Source organism: Labrys sp. (in: a-proteobacteria) (assembly GCF_047605565.1).
GTDB lineage: Bacteria > Pseudomonadota > Alphaproteobacteria > Rhizobiales > Labraceae > Labrys > Labrys neptuniae.
This window is the reverse complement of record NZ_JASGFM010000007.1, coordinates 40,013-61,016: the sequence shown is the minus strand read 5'-3', so window position 1 is coordinate 61,016 and position 21,004 is coordinate 40,013. Positions and strand designations below refer to the sequence as shown.

26 protein-coding genes are annotated in these 21,004 nt (G+C 61.5%); 9 read left to right on the top strand and 17 right to left on the bottom strand.

All coding sequences use genetic code 11. The features are described 5' to 3' along the window. Nucleotides 1-180: 180 nt before the first annotated feature. From QM672_RS09380 to treY, 3 genes are all read right to left on the bottom strand, one after another. Nucleotides 181-399 carry a hypothetical protein gene (locus QM672_RS09380; RefSeq protein WP_311939580.1) on the bottom strand — a complete coding sequence of 73 codons (219 nt, stop codon included), beginning with the start codon at nt 397-399 and terminating at the stop codon, nt 181-183. Between the two features lie 768 nt (nt 400-1,167). Next, nucleotides 1,168-2,976: a malto-oligosyltrehalose trehalohydrolase gene (gene treZ, locus QM672_RS09375; RefSeq protein ID WP_415082137.1), complete on the bottom strand. Its 1,809-nt coding sequence runs from the start codon at nt 2,974-2,976 to the stop codon at nt 1,168-1,170. After that, the gene (treY, locus tag QM672_RS09370; RefSeq protein ID WP_415082135.1) at nt 2,973-5,684 is read right to left on the bottom strand and encodes a malto-oligosyltrehalose synthase; all 2,712 of its coding nucleotides are present in this window, start codon (nt 5,682-5,684) and stop codon (nt 2,973-2,975) included. The genes treZ and treY overlap by 4 nt, the downstream gene beginning before the upstream one ends. Between treY and QM672_RS09365 the strand changes: the two genes are divergently transcribed. Continuing rightward, nucleotides 5,683-6,039, top strand: coding sequence for a hypothetical protein (locus QM672_RS09365; protein WP_415082133.1), 357 nt, complete (start codon nt 5,683-5,685; stop codon nt 6,037-6,039). The two genes, treY and QM672_RS09365, sit on opposite strands and share 2 nt — an antisense overlap. A 77-nt stretch (nt 6,040-6,116) precedes the next feature. After that, nucleotides 6,117-6,404 carry a hypothetical protein gene (locus QM672_RS09360; protein WP_311939570.1) on the top strand — a complete coding sequence of 96 codons (288 nt, stop codon included), beginning with the start codon at nt 6,117-6,119 and terminating at the stop codon, nt 6,402-6,404. Between the two features lie 796 nt (nt 6,405-7,200). Here QM672_RS09360 and QM672_RS09355 read toward each other — a convergent pair. After that, nucleotides 7,201-7,446 carry a DUF982 domain-containing protein gene (locus QM672_RS09355; protein WP_311939568.1) on the bottom strand — a complete coding sequence of 82 codons (246 nt, stop codon included), beginning with the start codon at nt 7,444-7,446 and terminating at the stop codon, nt 7,201-7,203. Nucleotides 7,447-7,634: 188 nt separating this feature from the next. On the opposite strand from QM672_RS09355, the gene QM672_RS09350 reads away from it, so the two are divergent. After that, nucleotides 7,635-7,904 (top strand): hypothetical protein, encoded by a 270-nt coding sequence (locus tag QM672_RS09350; RefSeq protein WP_394315016.1) that lies wholly within the window; start codon nt 7,635-7,637, stop codon nt 7,902-7,904. On the opposite strand, the gene QM672_RS09345 is transcribed toward QM672_RS09350, so the two are convergent. The 4 genes from QM672_RS09345 to QM672_RS09330 form a co-directional block, all read right to left on the bottom strand. Continuing rightward, complete coding sequence (locus QM672_RS09345) at nt 7,894-8,139, bottom strand: DUF982 domain-containing protein (protein WP_311939564.1); 246 nt, start codon at nt 8,137-8,139, stop codon at nt 7,894-7,896. The genes QM672_RS09350 and QM672_RS09345 overlap by 11 nt on opposite strands. Before the next feature lie 76 nt (nt 8,140-8,215). After that, on the bottom strand, nt 8,216-8,458 hold the full coding sequence (locus QM672_RS09340; RefSeq protein ID WP_311939562.1) for a DUF982 domain-containing protein: 243 nt from the start codon (nt 8,456-8,458) through the stop codon (nt 8,216-8,218). A gap of 60 nt (nt 8,459-8,518) precedes the next feature. Continuing rightward, nucleotides 8,519-8,746, bottom strand: coding sequence for a DUF982 domain-containing protein (locus QM672_RS09335; protein ID WP_311939560.1), 228 nt, complete (start codon nt 8,744-8,746; stop codon nt 8,519-8,521). Between the two features lie 108 nt (nt 8,747-8,854). Then, complete coding sequence (locus QM672_RS09330; protein WP_415082130.1) at nt 8,855-10,426, bottom strand: ABC transporter transmembrane domain-containing protein; 1,572 nt, start codon at nt 10,424-10,426, stop codon at nt 8,855-8,857. Between the two features lie 309 nt (nt 10,427-10,735). Between QM672_RS09330 and QM672_RS09325 the strand changes: the two genes are divergently transcribed. Together QM672_RS09325 and QM672_RS09320 are read left to right on the top strand one after the other, a co-directional pair. Beyond that, nucleotides 10,736-10,897, top strand: a complete 162-nt coding sequence (locus tag QM672_RS09325) for a DUF1328 domain-containing protein (RefSeq protein ID WP_311939554.1) — start codon at nt 10,736-10,738, stop codon at nt 10,895-10,897. A gap of 747 nt (nt 10,898-11,644) precedes the next feature. After that, entirely contained in the window at nt 11,645-11,878 is a 234-nt protein-coding gene (locus QM672_RS09320; protein ID WP_311939552.1) for a cold-shock protein, read from the top strand. A 33-nt stretch (nt 11,879-11,911) separates the two neighbouring features. On the opposite strand, the gene QM672_RS09315 is transcribed toward QM672_RS09320, so the two are convergent. From QM672_RS09315 to QM672_RS09275, 9 genes are all read right to left on the bottom strand, one after another. Beyond that, nucleotides 11,912-12,274, bottom strand: a complete 363-nt coding sequence (locus QM672_RS09315) for a hypothetical protein (protein ID WP_415082127.1) — start codon at nt 12,272-12,274, stop codon at nt 11,912-11,914. A 117-nt stretch (nt 12,275-12,391) separates the two neighbouring features. Further along, nucleotides 12,392-13,711 (bottom strand): S41 family peptidase, encoded by a 1,320-nt coding sequence (locus QM672_RS09310; protein ID WP_311939548.1) that lies wholly within the window; start codon nt 13,709-13,711, stop codon nt 12,392-12,394. A 149-nt stretch (nt 13,712-13,860) separates the two neighbouring features. Beyond that, on the bottom strand, nt 13,861-14,160 hold the full coding sequence (locus tag QM672_RS09305; RefSeq protein WP_415082125.1) for a hypothetical protein: 300 nt from the start codon (nt 14,158-14,160) through the stop codon (nt 13,861-13,863). A gap of 289 nt (nt 14,161-14,449) precedes the next feature. After that, nucleotides 14,450-14,662 (bottom strand): hypothetical protein, encoded by a 213-nt coding sequence (locus tag QM672_RS09300; protein WP_311939544.1) that lies wholly within the window; start codon nt 14,660-14,662, stop codon nt 14,450-14,452. A 229-nt stretch (nt 14,663-14,891) separates the two neighbouring features. Then, complete coding sequence (locus QM672_RS09295) at nt 14,892-15,038, bottom strand: hypothetical protein (RefSeq protein WP_311939540.1); 147 nt, start codon at nt 15,036-15,038, stop codon at nt 14,892-14,894. Between the two features lie 120 nt (nt 15,039-15,158). After that, nucleotides 15,159-15,761: a response regulator gene (locus QM672_RS09290; protein WP_415082122.1), complete on the bottom strand. Its 603-nt coding sequence runs from the start codon at nt 15,759-15,761 to the stop codon at nt 15,159-15,161. A 196-nt stretch (nt 15,762-15,957) separates the two neighbouring features. Next, nucleotides 15,958-16,347 (bottom strand): response regulator, encoded by a 390-nt coding sequence (locus QM672_RS09285; RefSeq protein WP_394315021.1) that lies wholly within the window; start codon nt 16,345-16,347, stop codon nt 15,958-15,960. Between the two features lie 165 nt (nt 16,348-16,512). Continuing rightward, entirely contained in the window at nt 16,513-16,950 is a 438-nt protein-coding gene (locus tag QM672_RS09280) for a CBS domain-containing protein (RefSeq protein WP_415082120.1), read from the bottom strand. Nucleotides 16,951-16,985: 35 nt separating this feature from the next. Next, complete coding sequence (locus tag QM672_RS09275) at nt 16,986-17,252, bottom strand: hypothetical protein (protein ID WP_415082119.1); 267 nt, start codon at nt 17,250-17,252, stop codon at nt 16,986-16,988. 257 nt (nt 17,253-17,509) lie between these two features. On the opposite strand from QM672_RS09275, the gene QM672_RS09270 reads away from it, so the two are divergent. The 4 genes from QM672_RS09270 (at nt 17,510) to QM672_RS09255 (ending at nt 20,974) form a co-directional block, all read left to right on the top strand. Then, nucleotides 17,510-18,589 carry an ROK family protein gene (locus QM672_RS09270; protein ID WP_311939526.1) on the top strand — a complete coding sequence of 360 codons (1,080 nt, stop codon included), beginning with the start codon at nt 17,510-17,512 and terminating at the stop codon, nt 18,587-18,589. Nucleotides 18,590-18,672: 83 nt separating this feature from the next. Continuing rightward, complete coding sequence (locus QM672_RS09265; RefSeq protein ID WP_394315024.1) at nt 18,673-18,834, top strand: hypothetical protein; 162 nt, start codon at nt 18,673-18,675, stop codon at nt 18,832-18,834. A gap of 253 nt (nt 18,835-19,087) precedes the next feature. Next, nucleotides 19,088-20,635, top strand: a complete 1,548-nt coding sequence (locus QM672_RS09260) for a PAS domain S-box protein (protein WP_415082116.1) — start codon at nt 19,088-19,090, stop codon at nt 20,633-20,635. A 78-nt stretch (nt 20,636-20,713) separates the two neighbouring features. Further along, nucleotides 20,714-20,974, top strand: a complete 261-nt coding sequence (locus QM672_RS09255; RefSeq protein ID WP_068290161.1) for a PepSY domain-containing protein — start codon at nt 20,714-20,716, stop codon at nt 20,972-20,974. Nucleotides 20,975-21,004: the final 30 nt, after the last annotated feature.

Below are 21,004 nucleotides of genomic sequence, written 5' to 3'. Positions count from 1 at the left end.
CAAACGCGAGCGCAATGATGGCTCTTCCAGTGCGGAAATCTAGCAATGGCGTTTTCGGGATCAAGACCGCCTGAAATCCTATGGTTAAAAAAATTGCCCGCCGCGCTTGGGAACAGCGAGCGGGCAAGCAGGGGAAGGGAGCAATGCGGGTTTCCTGCCGGCGGCAATTGCTCCTTGTTTTCAGGCTGCGACGTCCGCCGGCGGGGTCATCGACGTGCAGGTTTCGATATGCCTGCGGGTGTCCGCGAGGGTGCCCCTGACGACCACGAATTCGTCTCTCCTGAAATACATGGTCGTCGTGCCGTCGTCATTGCCCTCCAGATAGAGGATGAGATTCACGTTCACCTCGATCGGATGGCGGTCGAAGCTGCGTTCGAAAATACAGAAAATCGGTTTCACCGGTCCTGCTCCTTTGGGGTTAGCAGGCCCTGTACTAGGACCGTGGGCATGATGCCCACTGCGTGTCGCTTCTCGCGTTCGCGAGCGCCCTCTACGCCTTCTCCTCTTGGAAAAGAACAGCCCGCTGGCCTGTCAGGCAGCGGGCGAGTTGGGCTGTCTAAAGTCGACAAGGACTCAACCGATGAGCGGCGCGATAGTTCCTCACGTCCGTCTCACCGGTCGTCGCCCTGGCTCGGGCATGCCTGCTGCATCCCCCAAAAGTCCTGCTGCCTTCTGGAGCAGATTTTTAGGCTTTGGTTCCGTTATTGGTCATGCCCGAAAATGGCCGGCGTCGACGGTCGAAGGCGATCTAGGGGGCCGATCGGGCCTGCCTGTTGCGCTACTTCTCCGCCTGCAGCGCGGTTCTGCCAGCCTCTGTAATTTCCCAGTAATTGGCCGATGGCCGGGGCTTGATGGCAACGAAGCCCAGGATACGCAGACGCCAAAAGGTCCGATGTGATCGAACGCCGTCGGGCATGTGCCCGATCGGCACGCCACCGGGCGTCATCCTGACTTCGACGCCCGCCTCGAGCGCGGTCAATGCACGGATTTGGGCAGGGGATAGCTTTGCCATCTAAGCAGTGCCGTCCTGGCATATGAGCGCCGATTCAAGCCCTCGGGATGCAGCCTCGCTATGTCTGAGACACGCATTCTACATGAGATCGGGACGATGCGGGAGAAATTGCCTCCTGGCTGCGCTGGTGGGGCTGCCGGCGTCGTCGAGACACATTACGCCGGCGGCCTCTCCGGTGTTTCAAGCGTCCAAATTGCGGTCCAGGCGCCGAGCGTTGCGCCCTCCCATTGGCCTTCTGTCCAGATGGGCTGGCCCTGGATGGCCGTCTCCATCGGTTTCGGCGTGTCGCTGAGATTGAGAACGAGGCGGAGCACCGTTTCGCTGGTGCTGCGCCAATCGACGCAGACGACCCCGTTCTCGTCGACTGTGTACATACCGGCCTGCAGGAAGGTCGGTATGAGCGGTACGATCTTCGTGGCTCGAACCGATAGGATGCGCCGGTACCAATTCAGCATGTCCGCATGCAGGGGCTTCTCCCGTTCCGGCCACAGCAATTTGGCGGAGCGGAAGGTCTGTTCGCTGACGGGATCGGGAATGGCTTCGCGCGCTTGCGGATCGGCATAGTCGGGAAAGCGCGAAAACTCGTTGCGCCGCCCCTCGCGCACCGCATCGGCCAGTTCACCCTCGACGTCGCAGAAGAACGTGAAAGGCGTAGAGGCGGCCCACTCCTCGCCTTGAAACAGCATGGGGATCTGCGGTGCCAGGAGATAGGCCGCCGCGGCGGCCTTCACGGCTCGGAGCGGATGATGGTGGTGGATGCGGTCGCCAAAGGCGCGATTGCCGATCTGGTCGTGATTCTGCAGGAAGGCGACGAAGGCATCCGGCGGCAGATGGGCCGAGGGTTGCCCGCGACGACTGCCGCGATAGGCCATCGTTTCGCCCTGGAAGGCAAAGCCCTGTGCCAAGGCGCGGCCGAGCAATTCGGGCCGATGGGCATAGTCCCCGTAATAGCCTGCGTTTTCGCCGGTCACGGCCACATGCAGGGCGTGATGGACGTCGTCATTCCATTGCGCGGTGAAGGCCGGTGTTCCTTCCGATTGCCGGGCGAGCCATTCGGCGTTGTTTTCCTCATTCTCCAGCACGAGATGGACAGGACGATTGCCGATGAGGGCGCCGACCGCGGCGCGGATCTCGGCAAGGAGATGACGGTCCCCGGCATCGCGTATCTCGTGCACGGCATCGAAACGCAATCCGTCGAGGCGGAACTCTTCCAGCCAATAGAGCACGTTTTCGATGGTGAAGGCCCGGATCTCGGCAGACCCTTCGTCGTCATAGTTGACGGCGGGGCCCCAAGGGGTCTGGTGGCGTTCGGTGAAGACGGGAGCATAGAGCGGCAGATAGTTCCCCTCGGCTCCGTAGTGATTGTAGACGACGTCGAGCAGCACCGAGAGGCCGAGGCCATGCGCTTCGTCGATGAAGGCTTTCAGTTGCTCCGGCCGGCCATAGGCTGCGTCCGGCGCGAAGGGAAGGACGCCGTCATAGCCCCAGTTGCGTTTCCCCGGAAAATCGGCCACCGGCATGAGCTGGATGGTGGTCACCCCCAGTTCCCTGAGATAGTCGAGCCGTTGCGCCGCGCTGGCGAAAGTCCCTTCCGGCGTGAAAGTTCCGATATGAAGCTCGTAAAGCACCGTTTCGTGCCAGGCGCGTCCCTGCCAGTCCGTATTGCGCCAGCGATAGGCCGCCGGGTCGACCAGCTCGCTCGGACCATGGACGTCCTCGGGCTGGAAGCGGCTGGCCGGATCCGGCACGGTCATGCCGTCTTCCAACACGAAGCGATATCGGGCACCAAAGTCGGCGGCCACCGGCAGGCAATGCCAGCCGCCATGGTTGTGCATCGGATATGTCGTCTGTCCCAATTGCAGGCCGACCCGGCATTGCCTGGGCGCCCAAAGGCGAAACAGAACCTTGCCGTCGCGCAGGACGGGGCCGAAGCGTGGTTCGTAGTGGCCTGGCGGCATGATCATGGCTGCGAGTGCCGGATTGCCGGCGGTGTCTGCGGCACCAGCACGGCGGCGGGCAGCTCTGCCAGCAGCATAGCAAGATCGATGCCTTCCTTGCCGGGGGTGATCTGGCGTCCAGAGAGGAGATCGCCATAGACGGGGCAATGGTGGGCGAGGGGCAGAAAGCCGTCGATGGCGCCACGACCGGGGAACCGCGCGGCCACGACGACGAGGGCGCAGTCGCCATGCTGTCGCGAGAAGGCGATGACGCGATCGCCTGCCATCTCGATGGGCCGATAGTCTCCTACGGCAAACAAGGCTTCATGCCGGCGGCGCAACTCGAGCAGCTTGGCGATGGTGGCCAATTTGGCGCTTCCGTCGAGAAGGTTGTCTCGCGCGACCGGCCGAATATTTCCCAGGCTCTCTCGGCGCCAGACCCAGTCGACCGGGCGGCGATTGTCCGGATCGACCAGGCTGAAATCGTAGGCCTCCGCCCCCTGATAGATATCGGGAACGCCGGGCACGGTGAACTTCAACACGGTCTGCGTGAGACTATTGGCAGCACCGAGTTCGATGACGCGTTTTTCGAAGCCGATGAAATCGGCAAGAAAATCCTGGTTCGCGAAAGCGGCCGCAACATAGTCGTGCAGGGACTTTTCATAAATCTCGTCGGGCGCTGCCCAGTTGGTGTGAACCTTGGCCTCGCGCGCCGATTTGAGCATGGCCAGCTGCAGGCGCTCCTGGAACCGCTCCAACGCCCCGATATCGGTGGAGACGAGGTCCACGGGCCAGGCACCCACGAGCAACTGGAAGAGCAGGAAGATGTCGTTGCCATCAGGCCTGGTCTCATTCCCGTCGAGCATGGACCGCCAGCGGGCGGTGGCTTCGGTAAAATCCACCGGGATCTCGCTGAGAACGGCAAGGCGTGCCCGGCAGTCCTCGCCACGTTTGGTGTCATGCGTCGACGTCGCGAGCATGGCGCCCGCATGGCGGGCGAGATTGGCGGTATGGAAAGCCTCGACGCTGGCGCCGAGATGGCCGGGGTGGCCGCCAACCTCATTGGCGGCAATGAAGCGGTTGTAGCGGTAGAAGGCGGTATCCTCGACCCCCTTGGCCATGATCGGCCCGGTATATTGCTGGAACCGCATGGCAAAACGCATGACGTCCTGCCGGCTGAAACCGCTGCCGGGCTTTGCAACGGCCTCGCCGCCGAGCAGTGAGAACAGGAAGTCGAACACCGAATGGTCTATGCCACGCCCCGAGCGCCGCGCCTGGGTGAAGGCACTTTCGAGTTCCTGAAGGTCGGCAGCGCTGGCACCCTCCGCATCGACATAGGTCCGATAGACACGAAACCCGGCGACGATTTCCCTGAGTGCACGCTGCAGGACATTGCGGGTAAAATCGGCAGTGCGCGGATTGGAACGCGCGATGCGGGCAGCCTCGCGAGCCAGCCCGTCGAGTTCGCCGGCCATTTCGTCTGCCATGATGGCCAGCTTGCCCTCGCGGCTGATGGCCTTGAAGCTGCGCCGCTCGCCGGTGAAGCGGCGATAAAGCTCATCGAGCTGTGCCTGGCCGCTCGGGTCGATCAGCAGATTGGTAAGGAGGTTGGCGAATTCGTAGCCGGTCGTGCCGTCGGCATGCCAATCCTCCCGCAGTTCCTCATTTTCTCCGAGGATCTTCTCGACGACCAGGTAGATTGGCCGCGGCGCTTTCTCGCGCAAGCGCCGGCAGTATGTCTTGGGATCCAGCAGGCCATCGATATGGTCGATGCGCAACCCGTCCAGCACACCCTCGGCGATCAACTCGAAGACAAAGCGATGGGCGTGGTCGAACAACTCCTCATGTTCGATGCGCAAGCCGGCAAGATCGCTGATATTGAAGAAGCGGCGGTAGTTGATATCGTCGGCGGCTACACGGAAATGAGCCACGCGCCAATGCTGGTCGGCGATCAGCTGGTCGAGCCGTTTCCAGCTCTCCAGCTCGCCGGCCATGCCGGCGAAACGCCCCAGACGCTCCGCGACGGCCTCCGTCACCGTCGGTTCGGCTGCGACCAAAGCGGCAAGATCGGCCTTGAGTTGTCCGGCCCTGCGCTGTTCATGCGGGTGGAACCCTTCGAGGTGGGAGAAGGCATCGCTCAGTTTTTCGAGCGCGGCATGGTCGCTCCCAAGGACACGGCCATAATGTCCGGGATGGATGGGGAGCTTGTGGGCGCCGTGAGCCCAGATGGCGATCTCCCCGGCCCTGGCATCGAAACATAGCTCGAGGCCACCACCGGCAAGCACTGCGCCGTACTGGTCGCCGAGAACGGGGACCAGGACCTTGCCCCTGAGATGCGAAGGTTCGGGCTGCCAGTCGATGTCGAACCAGCCGGCATAGGCCGACTCCTGGCCCCATGCGAGCACGTCGAGCCAATAGGGATTGTCGGCACCGTTCACGCCCATATGGTTGGGGACGAAATCGAGGATCAGGCCCAGGCCGTTGGCGCGTAGGGCCTGCATCATCAGATCGAAATCTTCCTTGGTGCCGAGGTCGGGATTGAGGGCCGAGTGATCGACGATGTCGTAGCCGTGGCTGCTGCCCGGCCTCGCTTTCAGGAACGGGGAGGCATAGACGTGGCTCACTCCCAATTGGGCGAGATAGGCGGCTATGGCTTCGACCGCCGCAAAATTGAAGCGGGCGTTCAGCTGCAAACGATAGGTCGCCCGCGGCGGCGGGCAATCGGCTTCTGGCATGGAACTTTCCCGATCGAGTCGTTTCCTGGAACCAGCGGCGAGGCTGAAAGTTTCGCGTGGCATTGCTGCAGATGAATGTCGCAACGGGATCTTTCGTACCGTTCGCGGGTTCGATGCTGGGGAGGGCAGCACAATGACCTCGATGTTTGATTACGATCCCGAAGAAATCGTCAGTTTCGAAGGCCATGACATCAGCCTGAAGGAAGCCGTGATGCGGTATCGGCAGGCCAGGGCCCACCCAGACCAGTTCACGGATTTTTCGGCTGTTCGGGATCCCGGCAAGACACCTCAGATCTTCGAAGTCGAACACTTCGACGCGTTGATGACGCGACCCGAGTTTGAGGGCTCGGCCTGAGCGCAATGCAGCAGCAGCCATACTACCCGCAGCGATATCGCTTGAAGACTTTCGCGGCACCTGAAGGAAGAGCACCCATGGTTTCCGACATTCCCGAGCCTCTTGCGGTGGGGAGCATCGTCACATTCTCCCCCGCCCCTGGCCATAGTCAGCCTGACTTTTACGAGGGTGCTCCGATAACGCTGGTGCCAGGGGTCGGAGAACCACTGATCGGCCGTATTCTCGCCCATACCGCAGAAGAAGTGGCGGTTGCCGCGGCTGGTGCGCAGCTGGTGCTGACCCCTGTCGCGGCGACGTTGGATGAGCATGGCAGTCTCGACTATAAGGGAGCGTGGACGGTTCGATCGACAATGCCGCTAGGCTGAGGCCATCGGCTCCGGAGCCAGTCGTGCTGCTCGGCAATGGGGGGGGCCGACGAGGCGGCCTGGCCAGCGTTCCTCCCAGAGAAAGCTTCGCCGAGCCATGTGTTTCACGCATTTTAGCGGGAACAGTCTTGGTCCGTCATGGTTCGGAAAGGGTGAGGTCGTGGATGCCTTGTGTCGCCCAATGACCGGCCTCGCAGTGTAGAGTCCGGCGGTCCGGTTCCTCGTTGCCGACCTTTCCCCCAGGTCCGAGAGCCGGGCCGTTGCATGAGTAGGGAACAAAGAATCGAGATACCTGTTTGGAAGGTACGAGACGATCGATGCGAAAGCATTCGGCGTATCGTTCGGCTGATGGTGAGATCAGCCGAGGCGGCTCGGCCAATGCCGATCACACCGACCTCGGCGGCCGAGCCGCTCAGACCCGGTGCTTCCATCCGGGTGTTCCCCTCTTGCGAAAAATGCGCAAGGCCTTCTCTGGCCCGCTACCCTCGATGGCGGGCGGGGGCAGAAGCCATTCGTCGTCTTTGCAATGACGGCGAGCGGTATGGCCGGGTACCAGCGTCGGAGCGCTGTCAGAGTACATGCATCCGATCAGTTCCGCCTTTCCTTCTCTTGGCGGGCTGCGGATAGGGCTCCAGGACAGGTTTATCGTCCGCCTGTGCAGGATAGTCGACCTTTGGCCGTATGATCGGTGTTTCGTCCGGTGAAATCTCTTCGACGCCAGGCCCCTTCTTCCTGGTCCCGCGGAACGGACCGTCGAGTGGTTTCCGATGCTTCGAAGCGGCCATCCGAACCTCCTTCACGGCATTACGCGTATATCGGCTTCCTTGCAGGCCGCGACGAACGCGGTTCTGGCATTGTCGGGTTCGTCCGTGCCCGCCATGACGTCGAGGCAGATACGGCGAGCGTCGATAAGCCGCGGTCCAGTGACTTGGGGCCAGTCATTGAGCAGAAAATGCGATGCTTCTTCCGTCGAGACGAGAATGCGGTATCGCCCGACATCGGTCTCAAATCGGACCGGTCGACTCCAGGGCAGGGTATCCATAGTGTTCCTCTCGTCCATCAGGCCGGAAACGGGCCGAAGGCTCCGACATATCGTATGAGGTTACGGCATGCTGGCCTTCCGCCAGCGCTCCACGCCAACCGTGGTGAGCTTTTCGGGAAGGATGTCGGCTCGGCTTGCCGTTGTCTTCCCTTCAAAAGCGAAGCGTCATGCTACGCCGGCAGCGTAGCATGAAAGCAAATGATGTCCGAGCTTATTTGGAAGGCATCGTCAGGGGCGCTTTCGGTCATATCTGGTTGGGATCGACCAAAGGGGGCATCTCCGGCGGGTTGGGCACATCCGGCGCGATCGGCGTGTTTCCCGGCGGCGGCGGCACGATGGGCACTTCATTCGGGGGTTTCGGGTTTGGCTCCGGCATGGGCGGAGGGCTTTCCGTCGGCGCTGGAGTCGCGGGCTTCGGTTCTTTCGGATCGGGCATCGTACTCTCCCTCATTGCGTGACATGCATGCCGGATTCTTCACAGGCTTCGATAAAGGCCCTGCGGGCGTGATCGGCGGGGAGCGATCCGGCCAAGGCATCGAGACAAGCGCGTCTGGCAAGCAGATGTTTGTCTCCGCCTTCGGTTGGCCAATGATTCAGCAGGAAGTCAGAGGCTTCCTCGCATGAGGCAACCACTCGGAACTGACCTGCGCCGATCTCGAATTTCACGGGGCTGCTCCAGATTTTCATGGCCATGGCACACCTCCTAAACTCAAACATTGTCGGTGCATGCCGGTTCCTGCAGCCATGGCCTCGGGCTTTTCCTCTCCGATCATCCGATCACATGCATTTCGAGTTGCAGGCAGGCCTCGATGAACACGGCCCGGGCATCTCCGGCCTCCGCTCCTTCAAGGGCCTCCAGGAATCCCTGACGCCCTGCAGCCGGTTCGCCATCGGAATCGATGGGCCAGTGCTTGAGCAGAAAGATGACGGCTTCGTCCGTCGAGCCAACTATGCGGTAATCACCGATATAGGTCTGGAGCTCGACCGGGCGCAGCCAAGCGCGGTTATACATGTCAACCCTCCGGTTAATCGAACTGCGGTGGGGACATTTCGTTCCGATGGAAGGGCGTGATCATGTGAGGATCACCCCGGCTTCCTCCGCGGCGAGCAGGAAAGCCGCCCTGGCGTCTTCGGGATCACGCTTGCCTTCGATCGCCTCGAGACAGACGCGCTTGGCGAAGTCATAGCGCTCGCCGCTGTCGGCGGGCCAGTTGTTGAGCAGATAGTCCGCGGCCTCGTTTGCGTCGCCGATGGTGATGCCGTCGATATTGATCGGCTGGGTGAACATTGAAGATGTCATCTCCTACCTCCTTGCGAGAAACACGAGGGGAGGGCGATGGTTCCGGCGCGGGTCGTCGAATGGCCCGTTGGCCAGGAAGGCCGGTCCCGTCATTCGGATGCGCGGCCATCACTCCCGCGGTGGCGAAAGAGAGCTTGGCCGCTCGCGACCGTCTGCCTTCGTACCGGCATTGCGCAAGGCACTGGAAACCAGGTGATAGCGGGCCTGGATCACCCGATAATCGCGATACCAGTTCACCAGATCGCTCCAGGGATCGTTGATCTTTGCGAGCCCGGCGACGAAGGCGACGACGGTTCCGATCTCCGTCCGGCCCTGAACGACGAAATAGCCGCCAATTCCCAGGATGACCGCCGTCCCCAGAGAGTTGAGCCAGTTCATCGTGAAGCTGAGCACGAATTTGAGCCTGAAGATGCTCATGTTCAGGCGGAATACCTGGTCGACGCGTCTCGATTGAGAATGATTGGTCGTCTCGTCGCGTTGCAGCGTGTCGACCAGCATCACGCTGATCTTGCGCAGCACCCAGATGCGAGCCCCCACTCGGCGGTTAATCGCCCCCTGCATCAGCGGCACCAGGAAACATTGCGGCAGAAACACGAGGACGCCGACGAGGGCCATCAACGGCTGGAGATAGATGAGATAGCCGAACACCGACAGCAAGATGCCGATCTGGAGGATCGGGTCGGAAAGGCTCGCGCCGACAAAGCCGCCGATCGGATCGACTTCGGCGACGACCATGGCGATTTCGACGCCGCCGGCCTTACCCGAAGGCAGTTTGGAGTCGGGACGCTGCGCAACATGTGAGATCTCGTTTCGGAGCCACCGCACGGCCGACTCGCCGATCCAATTGCGATAGAGATTGAGGCCGATCTTGATCAGGCCCTGCAGAAAGGTCAGGGCGGCGAACATCATCGCCAGTATCAGCACGTTATAGACATCTCCGCCCTTCACGGCGGCGTTGACCAGGCGCCGCTGCACCTCGAGCGGCACTGTATCCGCAACGAACAGCAAAATGGCGCATAGGCCGATCCAGATCTGGTGCCGGCCCGAGACCCAAATGATGAATCCGACCAGGGTCGGTGGCATTTGAGCATTCGGGGAGGTATGCGGGCTCTCATGCGGGCCGGCCTGTGCCGTAACTCGCCTGCAGATCAATGCCAAGAATCGTCGAAGCAATGCTTTGCGACCCAGACTGTTGCATCTTTCAACGTTACCGGAATGCGCGCTGTCGATCGGCATCAAGGCCAGACGATCTGCCGGCGCGCACCCAGGAAATGGCTGGTAATCGAGACCTTCCAATCCCGGTCGGAGGAAGGAGCACGGCGCGCGGTGGCTGCACGCGTCGCGGTCCGGAGCTGGGAACCGCTCCGGGCCACAGCATAAGTAATAGGCGGTGCATACACGGTTGCCATACTCATCATATCCGATCCGTGCGCATGACCGGCCGCTGCTGGGCGGTGTCGTCGCGGCACCTACGGCAGCCCCTCCGACGGCACCGATGGCGCCGCCAATGAGCGCACCGCGGCCGGGATGCCGGTTCGAGACGGCAGCACCCACAGCTGCGCCACCGACGCCGCCGATAACCGCGCCGCCGGCGGCGCGATCACCCGGATTGTCGCTCGCGCAGGCTGCGACGGAGATGGCCATGCCGGCCGCCGCAAATATTCTAAGCAAATCAGCCATGATCGTTATCCCTGGTTGCAACAATGCAAAAACTGCGCAGCCGGGGGATCGTTCCGCTTTCGAATTTGCGAGGTCTCCGCGTCCAGAGAATGTCAGGCATGGTTCCTGATCGAGACGAGCAGGCAAATCGGAGCACCCTATTAGGGGTGGAGAGTATTTCCGAGCTGAAATACTCGGATACACAGCCCCTGTCAGCATTCGATCGGTTGAACCCAAGTCAGCTGTCAGGATTGGTGCAGTCTCGATGGCGGGGCGGGAACAAAGGCCGGCCGTCGAGGTTCGATAGCGCCACATCAAGGAGGTGCTACCATGCTTCACTGGATCCTCATTCTGTTGATCGTTGCTGCCGCAGCCAGCTTGTTGGGTATGCCCGCGCTTGCGGGAGCGGCCGCGACGGGAGCCCGGGTCTTGATCGGGATCGCCCTGATCGTATTCCTGCTGGTGCTGTTGGGTGTCCTCACCGTTGCCTAGGCCCGACATGGTCCATGGGCGTCGGCAGGATCAACGGGGGGGAGGGCGAGGGGTTCGCCCTCGCCGTTACGGGCGATGATTGCTCTGCCGATGCCGACGAGGCAGCGAAGGTTCTGCTCAGGCGGCGGTCCGGTCGATTTGAGCGTAGTGGGCGTGAACGAGCGAGGAGGCGGCGCATCTGGCCATCGGGCACTGCCGGAGGATCAGGCCGGCGCGATTGGCTTCCGGTCTGTCGTCCAGCCTCAGTGCCGCTTGAAATACTGGATCTCGCGTTCGTGTTTTTGGGCAGCTTCCTTCGATTGAAACGTGCCGAGATTGCGCCTTTTGCCCGTCTTGGGATCCACCTTTCGCGAATAGATGCGATATTCTCCTGATTTCAATTTTCGGATCATCGTTCGAATTCTCCCTCATATCGAAGATTTCGATTCATCGGCCGATCCCAGGCGCGGATACCGAGCCACATGGACGATGGCCGAACGGCCCGACCCCGGGGATCTCGGGTCGATCTGTAGGGGCCGAGCCGCCACGACCAACGCTTGCGTCGGTCGAACGAAGCCTGGAACGCTTGGCGTTCCGTGCTTCGCATCTTCCCAACCTGGTTTGGGCCGGATCGTTCCATGCGGTGCTTCCCCGGCATCGCTCGTTTGTCCACCGATCGATCGACCGTCCATCCACGTGCAAATCGGAACGAATGCCTTCGGCTTGCGTTCGAATTCGATGTGGCGTTCTGCCATGGAGGGATTGGAAATGATCACCGGCAGCCTGAAATGGTTCAATTACGACAAGGGCTATGGCTTCATCGCGCCCGATGACGGCAGTATCGACGCTTTCGTGCATATCAGGGAGCTCGAACGCAGCGGCATCAGTACGGTGCGCGAGGGCCAAAGAATGGGCTATGAGCTGGTGGTCGATGCCAAGACCGGCAAGTCGAAGGCGGGCAATCTCAAGATCCTGCCGTCCGAGGGAGCCGCAGGATCTTGAGGGCACCTTGCCAAGGGAAGGGGCCGAGGCGGTTTACGAGGCGATGACCAGCGTCACCTCGTCCGTGTCATCGAACGTCATCGCGATCACCGAGGACGGCGTCGAGCCATAATCTTCGAGTGCGGCTTGCAGGCGGGGCGTATCGGCGATGACCTGTCTCAAATGCTGCAGTTCGCTCGGGCCTGTTTCGGCAATCTGCTGATTGGCCGCGATACGCTGCGGAATCGAGAGTTCGTCGAGAGTTGAGACCGTGACGGCCCTGATTTTCCCGGGAGCACGCTCGATAACGCCGTCATTGGGTGTGTCCGCCGGATTGGTGGCGGGTTGGGCCAGGCCGGTGGCAATGCCCGAAGCCAGGACGATCGTGGCGAAGGTTGCGGACATGAGCTTGTACATGATGTCTCCTTTCCGCTCTGTGGTCAGGGATCATCACGGACAAGCCTCGCACGGAAAGGGTTCGATCGTTTGCCGCTCGAATGGCAATTTTGTGGGATCGACACCTGTCCCGAATGCTCAGCGGCGTGCCGCTCCGCCGGCTGGAAAGGATGGGTTCTTGCGAACGCCATGAAGCAATTCAACCGCGGCATTGAGCTGCATATCGTCCTTCTCGTTGTCAGGGACATAGGCAGACGAGCCGCCCTGCTCGGTATCGCCTTGGCTGTCGAGATGTCCCTTAAGGCCGGCTTCACCGCCGGCGGCATCCTGCTGGTTCAGATTGGCTGGGATGGCCTGCTTCACCACGATTTCCGGATCGATGCCCTTGGCCTGGATCGATCGGCCCGACGGCGTGTAGTAGCGGGCAGTCGTCAGCACCAGGGCGCCGTTGTCGCCAAGCGGAAAGACGGTCTGAACCGATCCCTTGCCGAAGGAACGCGTGCCCAGAATCGTCGCACGGCGATGGTCCTGCCACGCGCCTGCTACGATCTCGGCGGCGGAGGCCGAGCCTCCATTGACGAGCACGATGATCGGCTTGGTATGAACGAGGCCGCCTCCCGTGGCGCTATAACGCAGAGAATCGTCGGGCCCACGTCCGCGCGTGGAGACGATTTCGCCCCGCCCGATCAGGGCACCCGCCACCTCGACGGCCTGGCTGAGCAGGCCGCCAGGATTGTTGCGCAGGTCGATGACGAAACCGGCAAGGTTCCGGCCTCCCTTGTCCGCCCCGGCTTCCATCATGGCCTTGAGGAAGTCGTCGAACGTATTCCCACTGAATTGGGCAATACGGATATAGGCGATATCGCCGCCGATCTTCCTGGTCCGCACGGAAGACAGCTTGATGGTATCGCGGACAAGCTTGACGTCCACAGGCTGTGCATCGCCCCCACGCCGCACCGTGAGCGTGACCGTGCTGTTCTCCGGCCCGCGCATCTTCTGGCTGGCCTGCTGCAGTGGCATGCCCTGCGTGGACTTGCCGTCGATGGCCGTGATCATGTCGCCGGAAAGAAGGCCAGCCTTTGCGGCGGGCGTATCGTCGATGGCGGAAACGACCTTGAGCCGATCACCCTCCATGGTGACCTCGAGGCCAACTCCCGAAAATGCTCCGGAAGTCTGGGCCTGCATGTCCTGGAAACCGGCGGCATCGACATAGCGCGAGTGCGGATCAAGGCCGGAGACCATGCCGCTGATGGCACCGGCGACGAGCTTGGCATCGTCGGGCTCGGTCACATAGCTCGCGCGCACCTGCTCATAGACGTCACCAAAGCGATTGAGCTCGCGATAGGCATCGCTGGCGGAGGCGTTGGCGTGGCCGAGCAGGTCGGAATGCGTGACGGCGAATGCGGTTGCCGCGCCCATTGCGATGCCGCTCAGTAACAGGGAAACTTTGCCATACATTGCATACCTCTTCCCGGAGATGCGAAGGCTACGCCTCGCAAGTAAGCGAGTGTAAACAGCGGTGCGGATGACGTCGGCCTGCTGCGCCGGCCTATTGCGAAATCCGCGCCGCGCCTATCCCGCCGGCTCGCGGCCGGGACGCTTGGGCGTCAGGCTGCCTTGCTCAGCATGACCACGGTATCGGTCTTTTGCGGTACCTGCGGCACCAGGCTGGAATGATATTCGTCGCACCAATGGGCCAGCCTTACCAACCGGGCCACTTCCATCTTCTGGGCGCTGTCCTTATCCGATGCCATCGGCTCGACAATGTTGAGCCCCTCGTCGTCGACAAAGAACGTATGCTCCCCGAACAACCGGGCGAACTGGCTGTATACGGGATGGTTTTCGGCGATGGGTTCAGCCCTGATCTGATTCAGTGTTTGTGTGACGTGCGTGGGCGACAGCTTCATTGGAAGAACTCCCATCTGTAGCCACCGTAAAGGCGACCAATCGGATGTCTGCCGACGACCTGGGAAAGTCAAAACGCCGTTGCCACCCCATCGGGGCCATATCCCATTCCCTGGGCCGGGCTCACAAGCTGTCCAATTATCCTGCCATATCAATCCGACCACATTCTGGCCGCTGGAAGGCCATTGCATGAAGGGGGCTCGTCGGACGATTCTAGCCAAGCGATAGACAGGATGATCGAGGCTTGAACTCCGCGTTTCATGGGGAGAGGAGAGCGAGCGCACTTCCTGGTCAGTCTGCCTTCTTGGCGTCCCTCAGGGCCTTTTGGAGCTTGAAGGCAAGTTCGAGCAGACGCTGGGGAATGGGTTCACGCTCGACTCGGGCCAGAATGCGCGCCACTTCCTTGTCTGCGGATCTGGCCTTGTCGCTTTTCTGATCGTTGTCCACTGAACTGCTCGTCTCGCCGTTGGTCGGGGGCAACTTGCACGAGCCAGGGAAGATCAAGACGCAGTTTCCTCGCTCGCCTGCCGACAGACTAGGAGGTTTGTGCCGGGAAGTCACTTGCAAAGGTCCTGTCGCATGTGTCGCCCACGCATGCGGCGGGGGCGGGGAATTGCTATGGCCTTGCTAACCATCCTCGCACGACAATGTTCCAGGAGAAGCGGTGTTCCAGGGGAGCAGTCCGCATCGAGGGCAGACGGAAGACCAGCGCTGAGGCGCCTGGCACCGCGGCTCAGTCGGACGGCCCTTTGATTTTTACGCCCTGGTTTCCGATGGTAATCTGCACAGTATTCTTATTCTGCTCATGGTAGATATAGGCACCAATGCCGGCTACCGCGACGATTGCGACAATCAGCAATAAGACGATGTTGCGGCTCATATCTTCTTCCGATGCAATTGACCATGAAACATCAACGCGTCGTCGTCCGCTCCGGTTCCGCCGTGTTCGCGGCCGGCGGGCTCGGATGGAAAAATAGCAGAAGAAACTCGGGCGAACCGTTCAGTCGAGCAGCTGATGGCCGACGGCCCTGAAGGTCCTGTCCATGAGGTCGCAAAGCCATGGCAGCGTATCGCGGTCCGGCGGCTTGCGGTCTGCCAGATCGATGGCGGTCAGCAGCGTTTGCTCGACCAGTCGGTCGGCGGCGGCCCTGCCGTCAAGATAGTGGCGGGCCCTCAGCCTGAGTTCGGGGAGAAGCCCGGCGACGTCAGCGCTCGGGTCCCCGTCAATGCCCTTGATTTCGTCCTGCGTCCTGCGGCGCGCCACGAACAGGGTTTCAAGCAGAGCGTGACGGCCGCCCGACTTGCGAACATTGTCGACATGCCTGAGATGGGTGGGAATGATGTCTTCGTCATAGCTGCTGAAGAAGACGAATGGGATGCCCAGGGCGAGCAGGCGGTCTGCGATCGGAAAGACCATCTTGCCATTGATGTTGACGTCGAGAATGGCTGCATTGGCTGAACTCACATGACATTGCGCAGCCTCGATCGTCGACGCCGGTCCGAGGATTACCGCCCCCCTCTCTTCGAAATAGTCAGCCAGATCGCCCGCGAGCAATATCTCGTCCTCGACGATCAGGAGACGCATGCCCTGGAGTTGCTGCATGGATCGTCACTCGTTTTGAGCCGGTTCGCTCGAATGCGGATGCTGTATCTTCCGTCCCGGTGAATCTTCGCGCTGGAACGGGCTATCACTCCGCTTTCATCTCACCCGGTGCTTCTGTGTAACGATGCAAACTTGCACATGTTCCCTGCAGCAATTGGGACGGTTTGCGATGTCTGGGTGGCGATAGGGCGGATCGCTACTCCTTGGTCAGGCGCACAAGGGTTTCAAGCAGGATCTGATGCAGAACGGGTTTGACCAGAACCGGCGCGTCGGGAACCTTCTGCCGCAAGGTCTCCGGAAGCACTTTGCCCGTGCAGAAGGCGATGGGAATGCTGCGCGCCGCGAGCAGGTCGACGACAGGCTCGCTCGTGTCCTTGCCGAGGCTGATATCCAGAACAGCCGCTGTGATGGGTTGCTGGCTGGCGGTCTCCAATGCGGAGGCCAGGGTCAGGCAAGGGCCGGCAACCCGGGCTCCGGCTGATATCAGCATGTCTTCGATGTCGAGAGCGATGATGATTTCGTCGTCGGCGACCAGGATCGTTTGGCCCTGGAGGATGGCGTCGGCGGGAATCTCGGTTCTGGTCATGGCACTTTCCTTCCGCGTGGCCAGCAGGGATTCGCTCAGGTTCCTGTGCCCCGACGAAGAAGACAATTCGAAAGTGGTGCAGCTGCCTGGACGGAGCGCGTGTGGGGATCTCCTGATGCGCCGCCGGCTCGGGAAAGCCGACGGCAGGGAGGCGAGAAGGAAAATCTAGAACGTCGCCTGGCTGTGCTCGCCACCTGGCCGGGCAATTTCGCCGAGGGCGACTCCTGCCTTGTCAGGCGCTCTGGAGCGGGCGAGATCGCTCAGCGAGACGATGCCGACCAGGCGCTTGTCGCGATTGACGACGGGGAGTCTGCGGACCTGGATCTCGCCCAGATTATCAAGAACGTCTTCTATCTCCTCGTCATCGAAGCAATATTTGACATCCTCTGTCATCACGTCTCGAACCGGCGTATCCGCGCCCCGGCCTGCGGCGACGCCGCGCACGGCGATATCGCGATCCGTGATCATGCCCACCAGCCGGTCTTCGTGAGCAACGGGAATCATGCCGATATCGAGGCCCAACATGAGCTGGGCCGCCTTCTGGATCGTCTCGTCCGGCGTGGCGACACAAACTTCGGTCGTCATGGCCTGCCTGATATTCATCACATCCTCCTTTTGCCTTTGAGCGCCTGACGGCGTCACTTCGCCTTGCCGAGGGGGCTGTCGAATTCCGCACGCTGAAGCGCAGGTTCGGATCCGCTCGCCAAGGCTTCGGTATCTTCGGGGCCTTCGGGGAATTGCACGGATATGGTGACGTCCCGGCGTTCCTTGAGATCCAGGGAGGCCGCGGCGACCGCGGTTTCGAAAGCCGCTTCCGGAAGCTCATATCCGCCGCCGCGCTTGCCATCATGCTCGATGACCCAGCCATCGGTACTGCCCGTGATGCGATAGGATGCTTGAGGCATCGTCGGTCTCCCTGTCGGATCGGTTGCAAACAGGCGAACCGCGGGCCCAACGTGCCGGTTTCCACGGCTTATGGCTCGTTTCGATGCCTGTTCGTCTACCGAACGACCCCCGCCGAGGAGGGTTCCACCAGGCATGGGCCATTTTTGCGGACGGCTGAAATGCCGGCGGGTCTTACAGCAGGGCGTGGTGGGAACCTTCGCGGGCGCGAATGGTTGTCGCCAGCAGCAGGGTTCGGAGGGGATCGACGGGTTCGGGGATGAACGAGCAGGCGGGCTGGCAATTTCTCAATCACGGCGGCGAGGTGCTGCCATCCGTCCGCGTGGACGGCTATAATATCGGCCTGCGCGACAAGGAGGGTTTTGTCGGCGACAGGGCCAATACGGGGGCCTTTCTCGAAAAGCTGGAGGAATTGCGCTTGCTCTACCGCAAGGCTGGCGAGGATCCCCTGGGCGAGGAAGCCACCGAGGAAATTAAGCGCAAGCAAATCGACGAGATGCTGACTGGCGACGATCTGAACAGCGCCGCGCTGGTGCACGGAGCGTTGGAGGAGTTCGCGCGGTCTCTTTCCGGGGTCATCCGCCGCTTCCTGCGAACTGCCTCCTGGCGGCGCACCGAGCGGATCGTCATCGGCGGAGGTTTTCGGGAAAGCCGCGTAGGGCGGCTGGCGATCGCACGGACCCAGGCGCTGCTCAGCGGAGAGGGGGTCTCGGTGGAAGTGGTGCCGATCGCCAATCACCCCGACGAGGCGGGGTTGATCGGCAGCCTGCATTTGCTGCCACCCTATGTGCTGGCCAATCACGACGGCATGCTGGCGGTGGATATCGGTGGACGCAACATCCGCGCCGGGATCGTGCTGAGCCAGGTGGACAAGCAAGCCGATCTCGGCCGGGCCAAAGTGGAAAAGCTCGCGATCTGGCGTCATGCCGATGACGAGCCGGCACGAACGGCGGCGATCGGCCGCCTCGGTGAGATGCTGCAGGACCTGCGCTCGCGCGCGGAGAAGAACAAGATCAGGCTTACCCCGGTGATCGGCGTGGGCTGTCCGGGAGCCATCAGATCCGACGGTTCCATCGCGCGTGGAGGCCAGAATCTTCCGGGTTCCAACTGGGAAGGCGCCAATTTCAACCTGCCGGCGGCCTTGCTCAAATTCGTGCCCAAGATTGGCGGGCAGGCAACCCACATCGTTCTGCATAATGATGCGGTAGTCCAGGGACTGTCGGAGGTGCCTCGCATGGGCGACGTCAAGCGCTGGGGCATATTGACCATCGGCACGGGGCTGGGCAATGCGCGCTTTACCAACAGGAAGAAGGAAGAGGGCAAGGCCTCGGCGCGGTGATGCTGGCAGGCTGGTGTCTGGTATTGGAACCGAATTGTCGCCGGACCGTTCAGGAAGTCCCTACCTCAACGGAGTAGAGTACGATGCCCGAGAAAAAGACCAGGACGAAGGAGCCTCCGGGACGCCCCAACGACAATGGACGGAACGAAGAGGCGGAGAAGCTCAAACATGGCGAAACGCCGAAGGATCAGACCGGTGCGCCTAAAGGCAGGAACCGCAGCAATGCCGGCGAGACCACGTCGTGAACAGGCCGGACCCGGATAGAGGGCCTCTCTCGCTTCGGTTGTGATACGGATGAACGCAGTCTCGGCCTTTGCCGAAGCGGCCGAAGATCGGGCCGGCCGAGTTTTGGATTGTCTTTATCCGAACGGCTTGGCTATTGTGATCGTGATATTCTCCATGCTTCGGGCGCGCGGCGCATTTCATCTGCCGCTTGGTCTGGGAGCGGATATCAGGCAATAGGTCCGGGTCTTTGAAGCAATCAGGGCTGTGTCGGCGTTGAAAACCAAGAAGGAGCCGAGCGGTAGGCCGGCGCTCGTCTCCGGCGTGACGGATCCGGAGCAGGATGAACAGGCGCCGCTCGCGCATCCGATGCGCCAGCAAAATGCGCTGTTCCACTTCACCGATCTTCTTTATCGCGCGCGCACTCTCGATCAGATCTACGACGTGGCCCTTGACGTCATCCACGACATGCTGGGCTGCACGCGGGCAGCGATCCTGCGGTTCGATGGCAAGGGTGTTCTGCGCTTTGCGGCCTGGCGGCGACTTACCGAACAATATCGCGCCGGCGCCGAGGGGCATTCGCCATGGCGGTCGGATGACCAGGAACCGGCGGCGATCTATATGGGTGATATCGGCCAGGCCGATCTGCCGCCCGACCTTGCAACCCTGATCCGGCACGAGGGCATCGGCGCACTCGCCTTCATTCCGATCATGGTCAGCCACGGCGTGGCCGGCGAGTTCGTGCTCTGTTACGACACGCCCCGTCCTTTCACCGATGAGGAGCGTGAAACGATATTGATCGTCGCCCGCCAGCTGGGCTTTGCGATCGAGCGCCAGCACAGCGACCAGACTGCCCGCCGCCTCGCGGCGCTGGTGGAATCTTCCGGCGATGCCATCATCTCCAAGAATCTCGAGGGGATCATTACCAGCTGGAATGCCGGGGCCGAGCAGCTTTTCGGCTATACTGCCTCCGAGGCGATCGGCCGATCCGTAATGATGCTGATCCCGCCCGACCGGCATAATGAGGAACCGGCCATATTGGCGCGGATCCGGGCGGGTGAACGGATCGACCATTACGAGACCATCCGCCGGCGCAAGGATGGCAGCCTTGTCGATATCTCGCTGAGTGTCTCTCCGATCAAGGATGCCGAGGGCGTGACCATCGGGGCTTCCAAGATCGCGCGCGACATCACCGAGCGGCGCCGGGCCCACGAGCAGCAGCAGCTCCTGCTGCATGAGATGAACCACCGGGTGAAGAACCTGTTTGCCCTTGCCACCAGCATCGTCAATCTGAGTGTGGCTTCCGCCGAGACGCCGGCGATGCTTGCCTCGATCGTCGCCGATCGATTGGGGGCGCTATCGAGGGCACATGCCCTGACCCTGGCTTCCGGAACGGCCGATACCGGCTTCAGGAAAACGGCGACGCTGCACGCGCTGATCGAAGCGATCCTGGCTCCCTATGTGGAAGGGGCGCAGGGAGAGCGCAGGCGGTTCACGATTGAAGGCCTCGATATCGAGCTCGCTGAGAATGTGGTGACGCCCGTTGCGCTTCTCCTGCATGAGTTCGCAACGAACGCTGCCAAATATGGCTGCTTTTCGACGTCGACAGGCCGATTGACGATCGAATGCCGGCGGCGGGATGGCGATGCCGTGATCATCTGGCGTGAGATCGGCGGGCCAGAGGTGCAGCCATCGGACGCGGAAGGTTTCGGCAGCCGTCTCGTGCGGCTCGCCGCGAGCCAATTCGGCGGATTTTCACGCCAATGGCGTCCGGAAGGGCTTGTCATCGAACTGAGAATGGATCTGAGTCGCGTCGCCGCCTGATCCCGGCTATGGCCTCTTTGGGAACCTAAAGCCTTCTGTTGGGTTCTTGTTGCGCATTCGGAACATGAGGGATGCGCAATGGGAAGAATAGTCGGGGCCCTTGCCGGCCTTCTGCTGCTCGCTGGCGTGGCCAGCGCCCAGACGACCAGCACCGCTCTACCTCCGCAGGGCAGCCTGAAATTGTCGCAGATCATCGCCAAGGTCGAAGCCCGCGATGGCTTTGCCTATATCTCGGAGATCGAATGGAGCCAGAGTGGCTATTATGAGGTCACCTATATGACCACCGACAAGGCCAAGGTCGAACTGCATCTCGATCCGATGTCCGGCGCCACGCGATAGGGTAGATGCGCCGGCGAAGCCACGGTTGAG